Raw genomic sequence first — 21532 nt, 5'->3', positions numbered from 1 at the left:
TTTTAATTACCTGTATTTGTTGTGCCGTCCGTTCCACCCGTAGGTGGATCAGAGTTAGGGTTGTCAACACCCTGTCCAGATTCATTTGGATTATTTCCACGATCCGGAATTGCTGTTCCATCTGAGTTGCCCCCGCCAGACTGTCCGCCATTTCCGTTTCCATTGCCATTACCTTGTTCTGGCGGTTTTGTACCCCCATTTTGACCATTGCCAGGGTTATTTCCGTTCCCTTGGTTAGGTGTACCAGGCGTCCCAGGTGTGGTTGGCGTTCCAGAATTATCGGACCCATTATTTGGGTTACCGTTGTTTGTGTTTGGATCTGGATCGACCACAGGTGGCTCAGGAACATCAATATCCACAGATATTGTGTTCGAAGGCGCACTTTCAGTGTTGGTCACAGGATCATATAAGGTGACATAATACTGATAACTATTGCCTTCAACAATATTTATATCCTCAGCTGCTGGCGTCTTAGACTCTAAATAATTTGTAAATTCTGTTTCACCCGTTGCTTTTCTGAAAATATGGTAGATCACTTCCCCTTCACCTGCTGGTGTCCATGACAACGCAACAGTAGAAGTATCTGGATTATACGTTGCAGTCAGATTAGTTGGTGAAGTGTTTTTGGGCTCTTCTTTTGGAGGATCTGGCTCCATATTTTTAGGCACAGGGAATTCCTTCCTTGGTACGCCATCTAACGCTTCCTTCATTACCTTCCCGAATAAGGCAGCGGCCTGACCACTACTTCCGTTCAGCAAATGATTTTTGTCAGGTTTATCGTAGCCCATCCAAATGGCTGCTGTCCATTCAGGGGTATACCCCACAAACCAGACATCGCGGTTTTTACTGCTACTCAATCCTTTAATACCATGTTGTGTTGTTCCTGTCTTTCCAGCAACAGGACGATCTATTCTCGCTTTTTTACCTGTACCATCATTAACTACGTTTTGTAGCATTTTTGTCATTTCATAAGCTGTTTTTTCCTTCAGCACTTGTTTAGGATCAGACTTATGCTTAAATACCTCTTTACCGCTATGATCTACAATCGATTTGACTGAATAAGGCTCATTATATTGCCCCAAATTCGCCATTGTACTAAAGGCGCCTGCCATTTCTAGCGTATTGGTTCCTTTTGTTAACCCACCTAGCGCAATTGCTAAGTTGTTATCATTTTTATCAAGCTTAATGCCCATTTCTTTTGCATATTTAACGCCAGTTTTAACTCCGATTTCATTGAGTAGCCATACCGCTGGAATATTTTCCGATTTTGTAATTGCGGTGGTCATATCAATCGTCTTGGAGTATCCATGTAAATTTCGTGGACAATAATTGCCGAAACATTGCTTTTCATTGCTAAGCATGGAGCTGGATTGAAATGCTCCAGTGTCTAGTGCTGGTGCATAAGAAACGATCGGCTTAAAGGCTGATCCTGGCTGCCGCTGACTATTAAGGCGGCTAAAGCCTTTACGCTGGTAATCACGTCCACCTAATAATGCAACTAGGCTTCCGTTTTCATGATTAATAATCGTAATTGCAGCCTGTACCTGCTGATCATCTTTACTTTTCTCAAAGTTACTGTCCTGATTAAACGCCTTTTCTACCGCTGCCTGCGCTTTAGCATCCATAGTTGTATAAATTTTATAACCGCCACGATTCAGCTCATCCTCTGTAAGTCCATATTTTTCTTCTACTTCCTGCACCACATAATCTTTAAATGCAAGATATTTTTCATTTTTAACCGGAGGCACATAGTCATAAACGATAGCTTTAGCCTCATCACGTTGTGCTGCTGTAATATAACCCTCTTGCTCCATCAAATCCAAAACCACACCTCTACGTTTCTGAGATAGCTCTGGATTACGAACTGGGTTATATTTGGAAGGTCCTTTAGGCATGGCTGCAAGTGTAGCCATCTGCCATAGCTCTAATTTTTTTATATCAGGCTGTCCAAAATATCGAATGGATGCTGCTTTAATCCCATATATAGAACCACCAAAATTAATACGATTTAAATATAAGGTCAAGATTTGATCTTTTGTATTTTGCCGCTCCAGCGCCATCGCAATCGACATTTCTGTCGCCTTACGGAAAAATGTTTTATCTGAGGTTAAAAAGATATTTTTGGCAAGCTGCTGTGTAATTGTACTTCCACCCTCAACCATAGCCCGTGCCATAATATCCTTCACCGCTGCCCGACCTATCGACCATAGATCTACACCGTTATGCTCATAAAAACGACGATCCTCTGTGGCAACAAATGCTTTCTTAAGTAAATCAGGAATTTCATCCTCTTTGACCGGTTCACTTTTTTCAACCGATAACTCACCCATCAATGTACCACCACGATCGTAAACCTTAGACGTCTCATAGACAAACAGTTGGTCTTTATTGGCTTGCAGGAATTTCTCCCCACTCACAGTAATATACAAATATCCAGCAACTGCACAAAAAACAGCAAATGCAACAGTAAAAAACATCGTCCATAAAACTTTAGCGGTCGTAATCTTCTTCTTTTTCTTCCCAGACTTTCCGCCGCCATTACCGCCACCACTACTGCTACCTTGATGTGAGCCACTTCTTTTTTTGTCTGAATGACTATTTCTCTCCACTCTGGAAGGTCTATTTGTAGTCATCGTAATCTAACCCCCTTATCGCTTGGACTTTTCCAAGCAGTACAATACCAGAAAGAAAAGAACAACCACTGCTTCAGGGTTGCTCCTCCTCTTGTATTATACAATTAAACGTGTTACACATCAAAAAAGTTTCAAAAACTGTTGTGTCCTAAAAGTCATTCACTGATCTTTCAGACACGACCTAGCTTATGCCTAGCTCAGTCCAAAACTTAGCCCTCTTGCTGAGAATCCTGCATCAAAGAAACGTTACGTTGTGGCTGAAATGTAGAGATTGCATGCTTGTACACCATTTGTTGACGTCCTTCACTATCAATCACGATCGTAAAGTTATCAAACGCTTTGATGAAACCTCTGATTTGGAAGCCGTTTGTTAAAAAAACGGTAACCGGGATATTTTCTTTACGCAATTGGTTTAAAAACGTATCTTGGATATTGATAGATTTGTTCATTTCGCCGTACCCCCAATAAAAATCAATTAGTGTTTAGAATTATATTCAATATCGTTTAGAAACTTTCCTGCTATTATAGCACGAGCTGCATCATAATTATGTGAGAAATTTTCATGAGCACCCATATCAATCCATGAAATATCCTTCATATGCCTGAACCAAGATAACTGTCGCTTCGCATAACGACGTGTATCCCGCTTCAATTTCTCGACTGCTATATTCAAAGGAACACCGTCCACAAGATGCTCAATGATCTCCTTATAACCTAAGCCTTGCATGGACACTAGACGTCGATCATAGCCTTGTTCAAGTAAAGTTTTCACTTCCTTTACTAAACCTTGCTCCATCATTAAGTCAACTCGCTGTTCAATACGGTTATATAGCATTTGACGGTCCATTGTCAAACCAATAAAGCACAAGTCATAGGGAGACTCCTTACTTTGCGTGCTTAATTTAGACGATAAAGTCTCACCAGTCAAATGAAAAATCTCTAATGCCCGTATGACTCGACGCACATCATTAGGATGTAGCCGTTCCGCGGATACAGGGTCAACCTGCTGAAGTTTCTCATGCAGGGCAAGCGTCCCGTGTTCATCCGCAAAAGCCTGCTGCGCCTGGCGGAATTCCTCATCTGCATCAGCTTCAGTAAACTGGTATTTATAACACACAGATTCAATATACAGCCCTGTCCCACCAACGATCATCGGTAAATGTCCACGTTCATGAATAGCAGGAATTAACTGCTGACACCATGATTGAAAGGTTGCAACTGAAAATTCTTCATCAGGATCTAGCACATCAATTAAATGATGCGGAACTCCCTTCATTTCCTCTGGCGTTATTTTGGCTGTTCCGATATCCATCTTGCGATAAACCTGCATCGAGTCCCCAGAAATAATTTCGCAGGACAATGCCGAAGCAAGCTCAATACTTAATTTTGTTTTACCTACCGCCGTAGGGCCTACTAACACTAGTAACCTAGGTTTATTTCTGTTGGTCAACTGCAATCACTCCGTAAACAATATTGGAATGTGGACGAATCTGGACAGCGAAGCCAAGTCGATCAAACTCTCCACATCCCTTTTTCTCCTTTAATACAACACTTCGTCTAGCAACCCGGCAGGCTTCCGCTACCGCCTCTTGAGACAATGCAGCATGGTTTGCCAAGCTACGCAGAGGAGACAATGAGGAGGATTCCATCACAGGATGACGAAACATTGGATCAAAATAAACGACGTCCACACTTCGATCAGGCATCTTTGTAAGCAAGCTAAGATGATCCTGATGGCGCACTTCAATTCGTGCAAGTGCCTCATCAAACGCGGGTACCGAGGAGGCATATGTAGATAACCCCGTATATAGCAATGCTGCTAGCTCCTGCGAAGCCTCCACTGCAATGACCTTCCCTTGCTCCCCAACACCGACGGCAAACATCATACTATCTGCACCAAGACCTGCGGTACAATCTAATACATGATCACCCGCTTGAATTCCCGCCGCTTCGAGCATAACATCTGGAACACCCTTGAAGTAACGTTTTGCTCTAACAAACGCCATACTAGGATGGAAAAACATCATTTCAGTATCGGGCTGATATAGACGAATATCCTGCTGTAGCACTACTAATACACTGCGACCTCCAGCCTGCTTGGAAACTCCTGCTACAGAGTATCTTCCTCGTTCTACATACGTTACACCAAGCTTCACGGCATACTCTCTTGCACGCTGCTGCGTTTCAGGAAGCGGATCACTTCCCGTTGTAATGACCAACTGCTCGTACCCCTTTCACACCCTAATTACAATAATACCCAATTAAGATTTATTACATCACCAATGCACTACTAATACATCACTACACTACATTACTCTCTTAAATAGCTTCTCTAGATCATAGCTAGAAAAGGAAACAACAATGGGTCTACCATGAGGACATGTATAAGGCTGTTTACATGCCGCTAGCCGCTGAATTAAAGTGGTAGCCTCTTCTGTCGTTAGCTTCTGATTTGCTTTTATTGAAGCTTTGCAGGACACCAGCGTCGAGGATTTCTCTCTTAATTTAGCTAGATCAATCGCACGCTCATTAAGCACCCATTCTGCCATTTCCTCAATAATAGAGGCTTCTTCACCTTGCGGGAACCAATATGGGCAACTAACTACGCGAAATGTTCCACCACCAAAATGCTCTAAAATAACGCCGGCTTTTTGAAACCACGCTAAGCGATCCTTTAGCTTCTCAGTTTCTGCACTCGTGAATTCCATTGTTATCGGAATGAGCAATTCTTGCGATGCATCTTCAGGTGCACCAAATTTTTCATAATAATATTCATAATTTACACGTTCATGCGCTGCGTGCTGATCAATTAAGTATAAGCCGTCTTCATTTTGAGCAATTAAATATGTGCCGTGGTGTTGACCGATAAGCGATAGCTCTGGGAAAATAGGCATCTGCGCTTGTTCATCGGGTGGCATATACAGCATCTCTGATGTTCTAGGGTCAATATTAACCTCCTGATTCTGAGCTAGAGGCTGTGTAAAGGGAGTAGATTTACCCAATTGACCTGATGGGCTAGATGGGCTAGATTGCCCTGACGAAGTGTACCCAGCTGATGGAGCTGTATTCCCTTGTGGCTTCAAAGGATTCACATTGTAGCTTGTTGCTTGGTCCTGCACAAAACCTCGATCGGAATTAGAAGTTTCCTGTAAAGGTGATTGTCGTTCGCTAGATGCAGTGTGTGCAGAATGCTCTGGTGCGTGTGCACCTTGTCTTGCTTCCACATTTGGCATCGTATTTTCTGAAGCGTGATTTGCACTAGGAAAATGAAGCTGTTCCTGAATGACAGATGTGCTACGTCCAATTTTTTGATTGACCACCTGTGGAATGAGCACCTGCTTAGACAATACCGCACGCAAGCTTTCTTCTACAAACAGATTAAGCTCCGCTTCCTTGCTGAATCTTACTTCTAACTTTGCAGGGTGCACATTCACATCTACTAACGTTGGATGCATATCTAAATTAATAACAGCTAGTGGGTAACGATGAATAGGCAATAACGTATGGTATGCCCGTAGCATCGCGGCATGTACACCTTGATTGCGAATATAGCGACCGTTCACAATTAAAGAGATGGAAGAGCGATTAGAACGAGTGAGCTCAGGACGACCAATATATCCTGTTAACGTATAATCCAAATTTTCAGCCTCAACCTTTAACATCCCTTTAGACGCATTTATGCCATAAATTGCAGCGATAACCTGTAACAAATCACCATTTCCAGGGCTATGAAGTAAAGTATTACCATTATGACGAAAATTAAATGAAATATTCGGATGTGCTAAAGCTTGTCGATACATGACATCTGAAATATGACCTAGCTCCGTTTGGATCGTTTTCATATATTTAAGTCTTGCAGGTGTATTATAAAATAAATCTTTTACGGTAATATCCGTCCCTTGAGGGGCGGCGATGTCTTCATTTTGCTTAAGATTACCGCCTTCCACCACAATAATGTGGCCTAACCCTGTATCATTGCTAGAGGATATAAGCTGTACCTTGGCTACAGATGCTATACTTGGCAACGCCTCACCACGAAAGCCTAAGCTACGAATTTGGAACAAATCTCGTTCATGCGCCATTTTACTAGTTGCATGTCGTAAAAAGGCTAGCTCACAATCCTCAGGCTCGATGCCAGAACCGTTATCAACGACACGAATCAGAGTAAGGCCGCCCTCTTCTGTCGTCACTTCGATTTTTGTTGCGCCAGCATCTACCGCATTTTCTACAAGCTCTTTAACGACAGAGGCAGGGCGCTCAACCACTTCTCCAGCCGCAATCTGATTGGCAATATGTTCATCTAGCACTGCAATTTTAGCCATATATATCCTCCTTGCTTGATTATTCAAATCACCAAGATATTCAGGCTCAAGCTTGAAATCAGTGCTTGACCACTAACCCAAACTAGCGAAGGGACAGAGAGATTCTGAAGGTTGTCTCTTAAAATTAAATTCCACCCAAAAAAACTTCAATAAAAGGAATCTAATTTTAACAACAATCGCAAGAACTCTCTGGATCGTAGCCACCAGTCTCCAGTCGAGTCAAGTAATAATTTCTAAATAGAGCCTAATTCAATTACAAGCTTAAATGCTGTACCTTTTGTTTCAACTCATTAACAAGCTGCATCGCTTGCAGTGGTGTCATGTTCATAAGGTCTGCATTTTTGACCATTTGAATGAGCTTTTTGTATTCAGCTTCATTCGGATTTGGCTTGTGCTTTTTCGGTGACTCTACTTCATCAAAAATAGAGAGCTGAACCACCTCTTCATGAGTTTCAGACGTTGCTGTTACTGCTGATCTTGCTTCTGTTAATGTTACTTCCGTGGTAGCTACTGCATCATACTCAGGTTTAGATTCCTTCGCCAAGGATGGCGATTCCACTCTATCTGCGTTCAGGGCTGTAGCTTCAAGTAGCGTTGGCTCTTTCCCATCTACGACAACTTGCCCGTTACCCGCGGTCTGCTCCTTACCCGCCGATACCTCACTAGTCGCCTGTTCCAAGCTCTGTAACAGGTTATACGCCCGATCAATAATATTTTCAGGCAAGCCCGCAAGTCTTGCACAATAGATACCATAACTCGTATCTGCCGCGCCAGGAATCAACTTCCGCAAGAAATGCACCTTGTCCCCACTTTCCTGAACCGCCATACAGAAGTTGCTAAGCCCCTTTAGGCTGCTTTCCAAATGCGCAAGCTCATGGAAGTGGGTAGAAACTAACGCTTTACATCCGATATGATCGTGTACATATTCAATCACGGCTTGGGCAATCGCCATCCCCTCACTGCTTGAGGTGCCTCTGCCTAGCTCATCTATAATAATCAAGCTACGTTTTGTCGCTTTTTCAGTCATGACTTGAATATCTGCCATTTCCACCATAAACGTACTTTGACCGCCAATTAAATCGTCCGCCGCCCCAATACGTGTAAAAATCCGATCTACCATAGGAATTGTCGCTTGAGTAGCTGGTACAAAGCTACCGATCTGCGCCATGATCGTAATGAGCGCAACCTGACGCATATAAGTACTTTTCCCCGCCATATTTGGACCTGTAATGAGCAAAATGTTGCCTTCCTCTTGGCTTAAACGGCTATGGTTCGCAATAAACGCAGAATCCTTCATTACAGCTTCAACGACAGGATGGCGCCCCTGCTCAATGACAAGCTCGTAGCCGTCGGTCAGCTTAGGCTTTACATAACCATTTGTTGCCGCTACGACCGCAAGGGATCGGTAAACATCAATTTCAGCAATTTGCTCTGCCACTTGCTTTAAGCGTGTAATATTGCCTGCAATCCATTCTCTAAGCTCTGTGAATAAGGTAAGCTCAAGGTCTACCATTTTTTCTTCGGCTTCTAGGATTAACGTTTCCTTCTCTTTCAGTTCAGGAGTGACAAAACGTTCTGCATTCGCTAAGGTCTGTTTGCGCTCGTATCTACCTTCTGGCAACGCTGATAGATTGGATTTTGTCACTTCTATATAATAGCCAAACACTTTGTTATAGCCAATTTTCAAAGACTTAATGCCTGTTGTCGCGCGCTCTCTTGCCTCTAGCTCTGCAATCCAACGTTTACCACTTTGACCTGCTTCTCGATATTCATCAAGACGTGCATGATAGCCTTCCTTTATAATTCCACCATCTCGAATAGAGACAGGTGGCTCCTCCATAATTGCTGACTCAATTTTGCCTGCAATATCCTCACACTCATCCATTAAGGAGGCGATAGCCTTAAGCGTTGTAGAGGATGAATCTAGTAAAAGCGTACGAATTGCAGGAATTTGTCGTAGTGATAGCTTAAGTGCAACCAGATCACGTCCATTGGCATTACCAAAAGCAATCCGACCAACTAGTCGCTCCAAATCATAAATTTCCTGCAAAGCTAGCTTGAGCTCCTCACGTAACATAAATGCGTCATAAAGGTGAGCAACCGCCTCCTGCCGTTCCTCGATGAGACTACGCCCCATTAACGGCTTATCAATAAAGCGGCGCAACATCCGTGAGCCCATGGACGTTTCTGTATGATCGAGTAACCAGAGCAAGGTTCCCTTTTTAGCACGTTCACGCACCGTTTCCACTAACTCCAAATTACGACGTGTAAACGGGTCCAAAATCATAAACTGCTCGGGCTCATAGGCAGAAATTTGAGTTAATTGTCCAAGAGAACGCTTTTGCGTTTCGTTGAGGTAGCCTACAAGCAAGGCAATACAACCTTTACGTTCCTCTTCAAGTCGAGTCCACGCTGCTTCACCAAACTGCTGGCGTGCCTGCTCCTCCTTAGGCTTGTCCCATGCTGTGTATACAATCGTTTTGCCTAAAGCGAATTGTTGCTCCTGTAGCCAATCAATAAGCCGTGCATCTCCAATTATTTCAGCAGGATCATATAAACCCACCTCATCCCTTAACCATTCGAGACGGGCAAACGAAGAGGTCACATACAGCTCTCCAGTAGATAAATCACAGGCTGTTAACGCCATCGTCTCCTCTGTCTGTGACACACAAAGAATATAGTTGTTAGCACGTTCACCAACAATTTTCCCTTCCATCACGGTTCCGGGTGTGACCACACGAATAATTTCTCGGCGTACAATCCCTTTTGCCGCAGCAGGGTCCTCCACTTGCTCACAAATGGCAACCTTATAACCCTTTTCAATTAAACGTTGAATATAGTTTTCAGCAGAATGATAAGGTACCCCACACATCGGGATTTTCTCAGCAGTGCCACCTTCTCGTCCCGTTAACGTAATGTCTAATTCCTTTGCCGCAAGGATCGCATCATCAAAAAACATTTCATAAAAATCACCTAATCGAAAAAAAAGAAAGGCATCTTGTGCCTGTGCCTTTACGCTTAAATATTGTTGAATCATTGGAGTATATGTAGTCCCCATTCTTTTACCCTCCAAGCTAAAAATCAGAACTTAAATCATACCATAGATCTCTATTATATCAGAAAGATGGGGGTACTTTTACAAAATAATTTCTAATTTCCAGCTCTGGCGTATATCGGCTTGCTCATCCCACGTTTTCTCAGAAGCAATTGTCTGAAATAATGGCGCAATATATTTTTCATATTGAGGGTAAGAGAATAGCAACTTTATTTGTGTTATAAGCGGGGGGATGACTTTTCTTATTACAGCTTGATCCCCTTGATAAAACGCATCATACACCTTTTCATCTGCAAGCGGACGAAGATTAAGCTCTTTGTGATAAATCATAATTAATTTTGCTAATGCCACCACCCCTTTAGTAACAAGTGGAGAAATGAGGAAGCTAGGCAATGTCCGATACTCAAAGCCACCATAATCCTTTATGCGAAAATCACCTAAAAAACCGTAACGGGGTCTTCGTTTCAGACTGCTTTCATCCTCAAGCACAAACACAAGTAATGCTAAGTAATTATCAAGAACATGAAGTAGCTCGGGGGTAAGTGTCACACCACTGAAATGCAAATGTCCACCAAGGCAAAAGCCCCGTCGCGGCATTCCTCCGGCTTGCCATATTAGCGAATGATCGCTAATCATGTTGTAGGCAGTACGGAAGCTACCAAGCAGATGCTTCATTAACTGTCTAGGCTCCTGCGCTGGCTCAGGTCTTAGCTCTGCAAGTGGAAACCGTAATCTACCCTCAATTCGAACCGAATCACAGCCTGCATTTCCGATCCGATTTAAAAATTTAGCCGCAGGCACCACCTTCCCACGCTTAGGATCAAATAAAATAAATTCAGGATCCATCCCAAGTTGGAGCGAACGCTGGACGCACTCATTATTTTCATTTTCGATGTTACTTAAGAGTTCGGATACCACATTTAAATATGTAATTGCTGTACTATCATCATCTAAATTAGGATAAGGCATAATATGGTGTACAATACAAGGCTGGTCTTCAGCAGTTGAAATCGTCACCTCACCCGTATCTAAACCTAAGGCATAACAGGCGCGAATCGCTGCCATTTCTAGCTTGCTCCAACGTTTCGAATCCCGATCTAGCTGATCAAGATTTGTCCAGATTGGTTGTGTGTGCTCAACAGCGCTTCTCTGTAATTGAGTCTGTGCAGGGGATAATTTAATGATTTGAATCGCCTTTAATCTAAACAAGCTCACCTTGTAATACTGGCAGTAATCGTTAGAAGCCCGTGCTTTCCCCCAATTGACCATGACCCCACTTTTAGACAATCGGTTTGTAATCTCCGTTTTCCTAACTGAAGCATTAATCCATGCACTACGATTAGTTTCCATCGAGACACCATGAGCCAGTCCGTCGTCAAAATTTAGACGATTGAGTGAAAACTGTAATTTTCTCTTTGTAAGCGGATGAACCCGTAATTGCGGGGTATGCTGCTGACTTAGCTTCATTAGTCTGCTGGCCTCTTGAGCAGTTTTGATGTTCAAAATCATTGCAGGTATTTGCACCGACATTGTAATCCCTCACTTTTATGTATCAAGCCATAGTCCAAACTTTATTTTCAAAATAAATATACTTATTTCCAAAAAAAGAGGGCGACCGCCCTCGACGACGCCGCCCCTGCCGCATATATTAGACTATAATCACTTAAGCTACACCGCTAAGGGCGGCTGTTACACTTACAATTCATCGTCGAGCAAATCAGGATCTAAGTCCTCATAGTCTCCATCCTCTGAAGCAAAATCAAAGTCCTTATCTTCAAAGTCGCCCCCCGGCACGACGAGGACATTGAGTTTTGTTTCAGCCACCAACTCAACTGCAAACTCTCTTTCAACACGAATGGCTACACGACCATCGCCAGAAATGCTAGCTTCTACAGTGCTTGGTTCTTGTGTAGCCTCGGCAGAGACCTCAACCGATGATGAACGGTGTCTGGCGTCCAAGAAATGGAGCGGCACATTTTCTACATACGAAACCGTTTCCTTCGCTACTTCTGTCTGTGAGTTCTTGTCATAAGAGTACCAGATGTTGATATCGTAAGTACCAATAACCTCAATTCCGTCACCTGCCGCAACTGCTTCATATTGGTGGTTGATGATCCATGCACCTAATATGCTTGCAGGCTTGTTGGGTGGTGTAACGGTATGTGTTACGGTAGAGAACTTACGACCTCTTCCACAGATCGCTTTCGTAATAATCTCTCTACTTTGATATTTCAATGACATGTTTAGAACCTCCTCCATACGTCTTTCACTTAAGTGTATGCAGGACATGGGCAAATGTTGATTATCTTTACAATAAAATTAAATCTTCTTATTTTTGAGCAGTAATATAACTGCTGGACAAGCTTATTTTTTAAGATTGGGTTGGCTTCTGAATAGACCCTTTCTACTTTATATTATTGAAGAAAATAAAAACAAATGAATTTATGGAAAGTTAACTTTACATTCTTTTTATTTAAGAGTATGATTTAAATATGGAAAGCAAACTTTCCATTCAAGGAGGTGTATCGTGAAAAACCGGTTAGAAGAAATACGAAAGCAAAGAGGAATCAAGCAGGAAGAGCTTGCAGCTACACTTGAGGTTTCTCGCCAAACGATCGGTTCATTAGAAAATGGTCGTTACAACCCTTCCATTACACTAGCGTTTAAAATTGCTCGTTACTTCGGTATGTCAATTGAAGAGATATTTATTTATGAGGAAGAGGAGGATGCAAAATGAGAAAAAGCACAAAAGATTATTTTCTAACCGTGTTAGGTCTTGTTATATTAGGTGCTAGTCTGTATTTAATAAAATCAGTTCCTGATCCACAAGGGATAATGCTCAGATTGCCTTCTGTTTTAATTGGAATCGGGAGTGGTCTTTTTGGTGTTGGAGTAGGCAATGTCATTTCACACAAGGTAATGAAAAACAATCCAAAGCTACAGAAACAACATACAATTAACCAAAACGATGAACGTAATGTTACCATAAACAATCTTGCGAAAGCTAAAGCATTTGATCTCATGACCTTTATGCTAGGTGCTTTAATGTTGTCTTTTGCCATTATGGGAACAGAAATGACGTCCACCTTGCTCTTAGTTGGTGCCTATCTATTTATCCACGGCTATAAAATTTACTATGGCTACGCATTTAATAAGCAAATGTAGAGGTATAGAAAAACGGGGAAAGAAAAAAAGCGGAGTAAAACTTAAGGCTACGATTTCCTTTAGCTATACTCTGCTTTTGTTAAGTTAGTTAATCTAAATAATAATTATGATAGGGTGATAGGCATGTTATTAATGTTAATAATAATATTATTACTTTATAATATTGTATTTATCGCTTACTCAACCTTAATTTAAGGTTTGATCGAGCTTTAACACCGTTGCAGGTTTTTTATGCTTTTTAGCAATCTGTAAATACATATCTAGCTCCCTACATAATTGCAATAATGTAGAACGAAGCTCAAATTCCTCTCTCGAAGCAGGCAACTCCATTTTCTTGAAGTATTGCTCTAGCTCATGTAGCATTTCTTCCGTTTGACCCGTGTATACCTCATTTAGCACATCTTCACTTAATTGATCAAATAACATCGCATTGACTTCCCCTTGAGGCATCCGCTGATAGACACGAGACAGCAATTCCAGCATATACTCTACACGTTCCAACTGTTGGCTACGCATGTAAAAATAAATACTCCAGGTCTCGTCTGGTTTTATCATCTGGTTTTCCAGTACACGGTGGGCAGTTAATCTTCCTTCCTCTACTCGCTGACTCGCTTCAATTAACTCCTTGCCATCCCACACATGATACGGATCACGTAAAGATGCAGCCATTTGTTTGAAAATGACCGCAAATAAAGACTCAATTTCACTACGCAGCTGTTTAAGCTTGCTTTCACTTTTAGGCATATAAATAAAATTAACTAACGTCGCATACCCCAAGCCAATAATTAGTAGCTCCACTTGAGTTAGCAAAATATGAAAACTGAGCGCTTCTCCCCCAAACACTCGAAAAACAACAACAGAGCTAGTAACAATTCCATCCTTAAAATGAGCTCTGGATAAAATAGGAAAGGCAATTAATATGTATACCGCTAATACCCAGAAATGAAAACCAAGGAAATAGAACAAAACAAATGCCATTAGCAGCCCTAATAATGAGGCAAAAAAGCGGGACGATACCGTCATTAAGCTGCGTTTACGTGTCACATCTACTCCTAAAATCGCTAGCAAGCCAGCGGATAAAGGGCCTTGAATGCCAAGTGCATCTGCTGTAAAAATAGCTAATAACGTTGCAACTGCTGTTTTTATGACTCGAAAGCCCATCTGAACCATCCTTTGATTAATGCGAATTATGGTGTAATGAATATTAACATGGTACTAAATTTAGTGGGGTTAAACAATGGGGTGCTCAAGGAATATAGAAATATAACGTCGAATAGGAAGTATAGATACTCCTATTTCCTTTAACTGCTACCTTTAAACATAGGGTTTATTGTTTCTAGTAAGTAAATAAGTTAATAATTTTTATGAAATTTTATAGAAATGAGGGAGATATGTTGGAGGAAAATGAACTATATGTTTATCACCTAGTGACTAAAAAGAAAATGTCCCTGGGACAGATAATAACCTTTGATGATAACCAAAAAAACAGCTTATATCATTTCTTTTTTGAGAAAGAACGATTCAATGCCCAAGGTGAAGATTTTATCCAGATACTATATGGACATTATACTGATGAAGGTTTAAAGCTAAATAAAGAAAATGCTGATTTAGCCATAGGTTATGTAGGACAGACGATTAGGGCGATTAGAGAGGTTATTGTTGAAATGGTTAGATTACAAGAATATCCTACATATCCTTCCAGATTGTCCTGCTTATACGCTACCAAAAGTTATGAAGATGCTTTGGAATGGAAGAAGATTTTTGACTCATACCATCGGAAGGTTTTACAGCTTGTTAAATTGCGAGTGATAGGAAGTTATTTTGAAGGAGACGGAGAGCTTTTACCAAAGGAAGACGGAGCTTCCTTCTCCATAAAAATCGAACAGGCTAGAGAGTATTGGAAGGGAAATGTTAAAAATGATCTTCCTGAGCTGTTGATCAACGGTAAAATTGAGGTCACCGAGATTATTGAGGATTTTACTGTCTAATATTATCAGTACATTTGCAATCATTTAAGACCCTTATTCCCGATTTTCATCATATATTGTCGCCTCAGTTATTCTTTGTATTCATTTTCTAATATGGAAAATAAGTAGGAGTCATGAAACCTTCCTTTAGCCCATACGTGCTCTCTTAAATGTCCTTCTTTTTTCATTCCTATTTTACTTAAAACCTGCGCTGATCCAATATTAGCAGGACGACACGTTGCATAAACTCGGTGTACTTTAAATTGTTCAAACGCTAACTTCAACATTGCTCTTGATGCTTCACTTGCATAGCCGTTGCCCCAGTAATCTGGATTAAAGCAATAACCAATTTCAGCATTTAAATCTTTCATATAAATTCCACATCCACCTATGAATTGGTTGGTTTCTTTCAATATGACTGCCAATTCAAAATCAGTTCTCTTTGTAGATTGCTGCTTTTCAAGTTGTTGATTCACATACGATTTAGTGTCATCTTCATTGTTTGGTCCCCAAAGCATGTGCTCCGTTACTTTAGGATTAGATGAATATACATGCACATCTACCCAATCCTTTAATATAAGATCACGAATAATCAATCTTGAGGTTTCAATATGTATCATGAGTTCTCCTTTTCCAATTTTATTTCTATAATTTTGTGTGAGGATGTTCAAATGGATCATTTTTTAATTTTTCTAAAGAATTCAATATTCGCTTTGAAATGTCTTTCTCATTTTTACGAGTGATTTTTTAGCGTGACTCGAAAATAAAACTTCATATTCCAAGTTCACGTTTTAATACTTATTATACTCCAGAGTAATAATTGTTTCCAAAAATTCTATTTCTGCCACAATCTAGTTACCTCTTTTAATGTCAAATCCTCAAATTCCATTTTATAAATATCTGGTTTGCTTAATTGATTCAAAAAATTAAAGTCATAAGCTTGATCAAAATAATTCATCATTAAAGTCATGACCAGCCCATGCGTACCAACTGCTATTTTCTTTCCTTTATGCTCATTTAAAATAAATTCCAAAATTGCAACTGCTCTTTTCTGACATTGTGCATTTGACTCTGCACCGGGCAAAAAATACTCAGGGTTTTTAAAGCCCTCGCTTATACTAGCCATTAACTCTTCAAACCCAATCATTTCTGTCCCAAAGTCAAATTCACGAAGATCTTCAAATGTTTGAACCTCTAGGTTTAAATGCTTCGCCAATCCTTCAACGCTAAGAATTGCTCTAGCATAAGGACTGGATATAATCATGTCTATGTCTTCATTTTTAAGTAACTCCGTTGCTTTTTCAATATCAACCTTACCTTTTGGCGTCAGTCCTCTTGTTCTTTCCGTTCCTTCATCGTAAGGCGATTCAGCATGCCTGACCATATAAATGGTTGTGTTCATAACAGTCTCCTTGAAATTAAAGGTGGTATCATATACAGACCATTTTAATCATCCAACAAATATTCTAGCATCAAGTTCTTAATATTGTTTTTATACCTTTTTTCAAATCTTCAAATATAGGTTTTTGGACTATGTTTATCTCTTCAATATTAATATCTTCAAGCAATCTAAATTCAAGCCTTAAAGACTCATCATTGTCATCATTATAAATAAGTCTGTTGTCCTCAAAAACTTTGCCATTTAAATCAGCTGTAGCATTAAATAGGAACATTACAAAAACAACTTCATTCCCATCTGGGTACCTATACTTCATACGAGGACCACTATATACAGTATATAAATTATATTCTTTAATTTTTAATCCTATTTCTTCATACACCTCACGGATCATTGTTTCTTCGATAGATTCACCTGCGTCCATTCCACCACCAGGAAGTCCCCAATCGCCATAATCGGATCTTCTCTGAAGCAATATCCTATTTTGTTGGTCTCGTATAATTGCTCCACCCGTTACTATAATTTTCAACTCTTAGTCTCCTAACTGTGCTGTAAATCATGATTAGTTTGGAACCCTTGTTTACTCAATTGAATCTTATTGTACCATCCCAGTAATAAGCCTTCTTACATCTGAGATTTTGTTAGGCATGTCTGATGTTGAATGATTTAATATATCTAACAAAGCAATGATATCCTCTAGTATAGAGATCAGTCTCCAGTTTTCATTTAAATACCCACCTGAATCCCTGTAAGATTGAATAAAATGACGTTCAAATAAGGAGTTAGTATTTTCGTATCGGAGCATATTTCCAATATCGACATACCGTCTTCCTGCAAATGCAAATTCCCAATCTAATACCGCTGACACTTCAATAGGATTAGCATGATCAAGCATTAATATATTAAGTCCATTAAAATCAGAATGAACTAGAACTGAAGGCTCATAAACTTTAGACAATAATGAACTATGTTGCAAACAAAATGCTCGAACCTTATCTGTCATTTCTGTTCCCAACCAGCGGCCAGCTGCTCCTTCATCCAAACTTTCTGAAATAAAAGAATTAAACTCATTTGTACCCATAGTAAAAGGATCAACGATTGATAGATCTCCTGCCAAAGAGCCTGAACATTGAAATGTATGAGAATGTATCCGAGCTAAGACATTCCCAACAGCTTCTGCCGCTTGCATAATCTGCCGTTCATCCCCTTTCTGCAAAATATCTCGTAACAGTACACCCTCTTTCCACTCTAGTAAAGACCAATCATAATCTACTATATTTCTTGTTGTATCAAAGTAAACGTAGTCCGCTACAGGTACAATTCCGCTCAATCTATCAGCTATTGCTTTTTCTTTTGATGCAACTTCTACATCACCATTTGAAATTCTTAAAATGAAGGGTGAAGCTATACCCTCCACTTGTACTTTATAAATACCGCTACTTAGGCCAGTTTCTGTCCTTTCAATCTTGACGAGTTGTCTATTTTTAAACACCTGATTAATCATAGTTCTGATGCTCTCATCATTAATATTTAGCTTTTGGCTTGATCGTTCCCAAGAATCTTTCATGATGTTTATCTCCTGTTCGTCTTGTTATAGAGTCAAATCCTAGTACCTTAATCTTCCAAGCTCGTCACATCTATTTCTTCCATTGCCCGATTGCGATCAAAATCCACATAAATTTCTACGATCTTTTCACTGCTTTTTTCCACAATAAAACGCATCTCATATTTATCTATCTTTAAGTTGTAACTGTCTTCTGCTTCACCATTATAGGTTTGTTCTATATTATCACCATAGGCCTTTTTTAGTTTGTCTAAATCATCTCCAACAGTAATGCCTCTTTTAGTTGGAATATTTTTTAATTCTACAGAGACAATGCGACCAGTTTTAAGTGTTTCATTATACAAATAATCGAATAGGAAATCTGCTTTATCTTTGTTGGGGTAGGAGACTTGTAACCAAATAAAATTGGTATTATTACTTTTGCCTGATATAATATGCTTACTATTTTCAGTTTCTTTCCCTATTGGAATAGAAAGCTTAGAGGACAGTTCTTTTAGAGGAGTACGATCATTTAATATGAAACCATTGTAATTTATATCTAGGTCTTCTAGTGAAAATGGAGATATTTTAGAGTTATCACTTGAGGAGTTTTCTGTTGGATTCTGCTTTGACTCTGCTTCTTGTTTAGCTTGTTGATTTACCCCACTGTTACATCCTGACAGTATTATGCAAGTACAAAGAAGTAGGGCTCCAAGGGATAAAAGGTTTTTTATCATGGATTATATTTCCCTTCTATATAAGGTGTACTGCTCACTCAATTAGCTGACAAACGTTTGTATGGTTTTTCCATTTTCTATGCGCTCTTCAAATTGACCTTTCGTGTATTCATTAATCACTTTTTTCCAAAATGCATGCGCTCCTTGATTACTCTCAATTTGATGCACTTCCCATGGTCCTTTATGTCTTTTAAATATATCAGTTGCTACTGAGCCTCCCATGCCTTCTCGTCTGTACTTCTTTAATATGAAAAATTCTGCAATCGAATAATGTCGTATTCCAGGGCCTTCTATTAAACGAACTAAAACAAATCCTACATACTTGTCTTCTCTTTTAATCACATAAGCAAAATAGTGGTTTGTTTCTTTAAAATAATCATCTAAAGGGTAAGGACTATACTTTCCATTCTCTTGTACATCAAAGTTGAGGAATTCGGAGAAATCATAATTATAAAATTGCATAAGATTATCTAATACTTCTCTATGATTTTGACTGACTTGAACGATAGCAAAATTCATTTCATATTCTCCTCTAATATACTTTCAGATCATATTTCAAAAGTTTGTGAAATCACTTTTTGTAGTCCTATGCCATCAATCTCAATAGTCTCTCGTTCTTCGAAGAAATGAATATTATGTTCTTCATAATATTTCTTCCAAAATCTCACTGCTGGTTTATTTTCCACTAGTTGAGCGATACTAATTTTTCCTTTTAATTGCTTTAATACTTTCTCTATTCCTAACGAAGCAATTGTATTACCGCGATATTTCCTTAATAAAAATAATTCTTGTATTGTAAAATCAACTCCTTCTTGAACAAACAGAGGGGAACAAACTAATATGAAGCCAATTGGTTTCCCTTGATGCATAACAAAAAAAGGATGCAACTCCTCTCTCTCTAGATATAGGTAAGTATTTGTTGAATCAAATTTCCCATCATCTTTTGGGTCTTCACAGGTATATTCTGATAAGTCATACAAATATAAGTTATACAAATTCAAAAAAGTATCCGCTTGATCTTTTGCTATTTTTTTAATCTCAATATCCATTTGAAATGACACCTCTTTTTTATATTTTTTGCATCCCTTTTATATCACTTTCCTGTATGCCACGTTCAAGCAACTATAGTAAACAAAGGGAACAAGTCTTCACACTTAGCTGGTTAAATGTATATAGCCAGATTAACCTTCCTGGGAATTCTTATTGGCAATAAAGGGCGAAATCTACAGTAGGAATGCAATGTTAGATGATGTTATTAGCCTACTAGAGTTACATTCATGGTTGAAAGGATCTAAAATAATGATGTATTTCATTTTGAATATCATTTACTGCTTTTTGAACTTGAATTTCATCTAATCCTAGTTCATTTAATCTTTTATTCACTCTAGTCTGCACTAATCCATCATTATACTCAAAAAGTTCTGTATGCAATCCTTCAGCTAATTCATCACAATATCTATCCAGTTCTTCAACAATAATAGATTCAGTATATTCCAATCTATTTTCAAGAAGTTCAATAATTAAATTTCTTATTTTCATAGGTATAAATGGATCAAAATTAATTTTTGATATTAACGTTCTCAAATGTGAGGAAAGTTCGGGAAGTGGATAACCACAAAAAGGAAATTCTCTCTTGGATAAAATTTCTTCCTTATTCCTTAAATAAAAATCATTAATTCTGTCAACTGCATGTGTAATATCATTTATCAGGAACCAATCTTTTTCTGAATCATTATAAAATTCACTAGCAAGTTCTTGGGAAACTTCAGACAATCGTTCAATTACTTTCTTATGATACTCAGTATATATTGGATTTAATAATCCTTTCTTTGCATTCCTAAAAGTAAGAAAACCCAATATAATTGTAATGAAATAAAAGCAAATCTGAGCAATTTTACTTATTGAATCTATGTCTTTCATTATACTCTCCTTTATGTTCAGCTAATACTTTCATCTAACGTTCCTGTACTCATGAACCCCAAAGTGGTTGTCTGCTGAAATTCACCTCGGAAATCTATCCGCAGACCAGTCCTGCTCGAATATAACGTTGTACGATGCTTCACTAGTTCTCCGAATCTGGCCACGGATCACCTTCTCTTCTACATACCCAGTCGAAATACATCTCTGAATCAAACGGTTCCTTTGCTATTTCAATGCCATTTTTTATCAATTTCATTCCATTAAGGTTTATTTCATCATTTAAGTAAACCAAAACGTCATGTATACCACCATCTCGTGATTGTTGAATGATTTCTGCAAGTAATTGTTTTTGTTCTTCAGACAGCGAACCAATGAATTCGTTAACTTTTATATTCCCTTCTGTCTTTGGCCACCCAGTAGTCAATACCCATCTTGATAATACTCCAGACCGAATTTCGACTAATCCATCAATAAAATCTTTATAGTTCTGAAGACTGTTTGATTGTTTGTCTTCTTTCATATATTCCTCCGAATTTTTGAAATTTCGTATAACGTTCCTGTATTAACGAACCCGAAAAGCTTAAGTGAAGCGAATGCGAAACGCATCGCAGACTTAGCCTTGCAAGGTTGATACATGAATCCAATTCTCTGCAACTTCTTATCCGTTACAGAGGAACTTGCAACGATGCCCTAATTCTGTGTTATACGTAGGCGCCTTGAGTTACTTTCAATCCCATAGATTTTTATTAACTAAATTAGTCTGAAAAGTAGACTAATCCCGTTGACTGCAA

The 21532-nt window shown here is 39.3% G+C and carries 21 protein-coding genes; 3 read left to right on the top strand and 18 right to left on the bottom strand.

All coding sequences use genetic code 11. From position 1 onward, the window contains the following. Positions 1–2: 2 nt before the first annotated feature. The 8 genes from ABE099_RS05720 to cotE form a co-directional block, all read right to left on the bottom strand. Entirely contained in the window at positions 3–2633 is a 2631-nt protein-coding gene (locus ABE099_RS05720; RefSeq protein WP_430028217.1) for a PBP1A family penicillin-binding protein, read from the bottom strand. Positions 2634–2842: 209 nt separating this feature from the next. Beyond that, a complete protein-coding gene (gene hfq / locus ABE099_RS05715) occupies positions 2843–3082 on the bottom strand; it encodes an RNA chaperone Hfq (RefSeq protein ID WP_210089321.1) in 240 nt (79 codons plus the stop codon). Positions 3083–3108: 26 nt separating this feature from the next. Further along, complete coding sequence (miaA, locus tag ABE099_RS05710; protein WP_430028215.1) at positions 3109–4083, bottom strand: tRNA (adenosine(37)-N6)-dimethylallyltransferase MiaA; 975 nt, start codon at positions 4081–4083, stop codon at positions 3109–3111. After that, positions 4067–4852: a class I SAM-dependent methyltransferase gene (locus tag ABE099_RS05705; RefSeq protein WP_430028213.1), complete on the bottom strand. Its 786-nt coding sequence runs from the start codon at positions 4850–4852 to the stop codon at positions 4067–4069. The genes miaA and ABE099_RS05705 overlap by 17 nt, the downstream gene beginning before the upstream one ends. Before the next feature lie 87 nt (positions 4853–4939). Then, a complete protein-coding gene (mutL, locus tag ABE099_RS05700) occupies positions 4940–6955 on the bottom strand; it encodes a DNA mismatch repair endonuclease MutL (protein WP_430028211.1) in 2016 nt (671 codons plus the stop codon). A 253-nt stretch (positions 6956–7208) separates the two neighbouring features. Then, the gene (gene mutS / locus ABE099_RS05695) at positions 7209–10013 is read right to left on the bottom strand and encodes a DNA mismatch repair protein MutS (RefSeq protein ID WP_430028209.1); all 2805 of its coding nucleotides are present in this window, start codon (positions 10011–10013) and stop codon (positions 7209–7211) included. 78 nt (positions 10014–10091) lie between these two features. Continuing rightward, positions 10092–11540, bottom strand: coding sequence for a putative amidoligase domain-containing protein (locus ABE099_RS05690; protein WP_430028207.1), 1449 nt, complete (start codon positions 11538–11540; stop codon positions 10092–10094). A 165-nt stretch (positions 11541–11705) separates the two neighbouring features. After that, positions 11706–12251, bottom strand: a complete 546-nt coding sequence (gene cotE, locus ABE099_RS05685; protein WP_210089327.1) for an outer spore coat protein CotE — start codon at positions 12249–12251, stop codon at positions 11706–11708. A gap of 286 nt (positions 12252–12537) precedes the next feature. Here cotE and ABE099_RS05680 point away from each other — a divergent pair, with 286 nt between their 5' ends. Further along, on the top strand, positions 12538–12747 hold the full coding sequence (locus tag ABE099_RS05680; protein ID WP_430028205.1) for a helix-turn-helix transcriptional regulator: 210 nt from the start codon (positions 12538–12540) through the stop codon (positions 12745–12747). Then, positions 12744–13175, top strand: coding sequence for a DUF6442 family protein (locus tag ABE099_RS05675; RefSeq protein ID WP_430028203.1), 432 nt, complete (start codon positions 12744–12746; stop codon positions 13173–13175). Before ABE099_RS05680 ends, ABE099_RS05675 begins: the two co-directional genes overlap by 4 nt. Before the next feature lie 186 nt (positions 13176–13361). Here the strand turns inward: ABE099_RS05675 and ABE099_RS05670 are convergent, their stop codons facing one another. Further along, a complete protein-coding gene (locus ABE099_RS05670; RefSeq protein WP_430028201.1) occupies positions 13362–14336 on the bottom strand; it encodes an aromatic acid exporter family protein in 975 nt (324 codons plus the stop codon). Between the two features lie 233 nt (positions 14337–14569). Here ABE099_RS05670 and ABE099_RS05665 point away from each other — a divergent pair, with 233 nt between their 5' ends. After that, complete coding sequence (locus ABE099_RS05665; protein ID WP_430028199.1) at positions 14570–15163, top strand: DUF2441 domain-containing protein; 594 nt, start codon at positions 14570–14572, stop codon at positions 15161–15163. Between the two features lie 68 nt (positions 15164–15231). Here the strand turns inward: ABE099_RS05665 and ABE099_RS05660 are convergent, their stop codons facing one another. From ABE099_RS05660 to ABE099_RS05620, 9 genes are all read right to left on the bottom strand, one after another. Further along, the gene (locus ABE099_RS05660; RefSeq protein ID WP_430030497.1) at positions 15232–15759 is read right to left on the bottom strand and encodes a GNAT family N-acetyltransferase; all 528 of its coding nucleotides are present in this window, start codon (positions 15757–15759) and stop codon (positions 15232–15234) included. Between the two features lie 218 nt (positions 15760–15977). Next, entirely contained in the window at positions 15978–16544 is a 567-nt protein-coding gene (locus ABE099_RS05655; RefSeq protein WP_430028197.1) for a histidine phosphatase family protein, read from the bottom strand. A 70-nt stretch (positions 16545–16614) separates the two neighbouring features. Further along, on the bottom strand, positions 16615–17070 hold the full coding sequence (locus ABE099_RS05650; protein ID WP_430028195.1) for an NUDIX domain-containing protein: 456 nt from the start codon (positions 17068–17070) through the stop codon (positions 16615–16617). A 66-nt stretch (positions 17071–17136) separates the two neighbouring features. Continuing rightward, complete coding sequence (locus tag ABE099_RS05645) at positions 17137–18108, bottom strand: phosphotransferase family protein (protein ID WP_430028193.1); 972 nt, start codon at positions 18106–18108, stop codon at positions 17137–17139. A gap of 47 nt (positions 18109–18155) precedes the next feature. After that, positions 18156–18821 carry a hypothetical protein gene (locus ABE099_RS05640; protein ID WP_430028191.1) on the bottom strand — a complete coding sequence of 222 codons (666 nt, stop codon included), beginning with the start codon at positions 18819–18821 and terminating at the stop codon, positions 18156–18158. A 42-nt stretch (positions 18822–18863) separates the two neighbouring features. After that, positions 18864–19340: a GNAT family N-acetyltransferase gene (locus tag ABE099_RS05635; protein WP_430028189.1), complete on the bottom strand. Its 477-nt coding sequence runs from the start codon at positions 19338–19340 to the stop codon at positions 18864–18866. Positions 19341–19369: 29 nt separating this feature from the next. Further along, on the bottom strand, positions 19370–19870 hold the full coding sequence (locus ABE099_RS05630; protein WP_430028186.1) for a GNAT family N-acetyltransferase: 501 nt from the start codon (positions 19868–19870) through the stop codon (positions 19370–19372). A gap of 226 nt (positions 19871–20096) precedes the next feature. Continuing rightward, on the bottom strand, positions 20097–20741 hold the full coding sequence (locus ABE099_RS05625) for a hypothetical protein (RefSeq protein WP_430028184.1): 645 nt from the start codon (positions 20739–20741) through the stop codon (positions 20097–20099). A gap of 142 nt (positions 20742–20883) precedes the next feature. Beyond that, complete coding sequence (locus tag ABE099_RS05620; protein WP_430028182.1) at positions 20884–21261, bottom strand: DUF6547 family protein; 378 nt, start codon at positions 21259–21261, stop codon at positions 20884–20886. Positions 21262–21532 lie beyond the last annotated feature (271 nt).

It is taken from the genome of Paenibacillus turicensis (genome assembly GCF_050461185.1).
Taxonomy (GTDB): Bacteria; Bacillota; Bacilli; order Paenibacillales; family Paenibacillaceae; genus Fontibacillus; species Fontibacillus turicensis_A.
This window is presented reverse-complemented; position numbering and strand designations above follow the sequence as displayed.